Annotated in this window: 1 pseudogene; it reads left to right on the top strand. The window is 38.4% G+C overall.

The annotated features are described in order from the left end of the window. Positions 1 to 464: pseudogene (locus DW49_RS1000000129215) on the top strand (hypothetical protein); the annotation flags it as partial.

Genomic DNA, 464 nt, shown 5'->3' on the forward strand with positions numbered 1-464 from the left:
TTAGGTGATATTTTTTCAACAGTATTCGAGCATGTTGATGAAAAAGGAAAAGTTTTCCCTGGCAAGGACGTAATGATTCATGATGCAATGGTTTTAACTTCTACCCTTCTATCTCTTGCATCACCTAACCGTACCTCTGCTGAAATTCCAGTCCTGCCTAAACAAGTACTTCAGTCTCACTCAGAGGATGGTGGGGAACCCGTTTATTATCTTAATTGGATTGGAAGCAAGGGATACAAAAATAATCGGAATCACATACTTTCTGCACTTTCTGAGTCAATTAACAAAGCCGTTAACTATTTTTTCAATGCGTGTGAACCCGCCAGAATACTTTGCAGATTTTATGAAAAGCCTTCTTGGAGTTGGAGAAGATTGCTTGGGGAATTCGAGATTGAAACAGAACTAAAGGAAAACTTATCTTTTACTCAAAAACCAAATCTTTTTACACTGGGCTATGCACTAGG

Origin of the sequence: Pseudomonas avellanae BPIC 631, assembly GCF_000444135.1 — a bacterium.
Classification (GTDB): Bacteria; Pseudomonadota; Gammaproteobacteria; order Pseudomonadales; family Pseudomonadaceae; genus Aquipseudomonas; species Aquipseudomonas avellanae.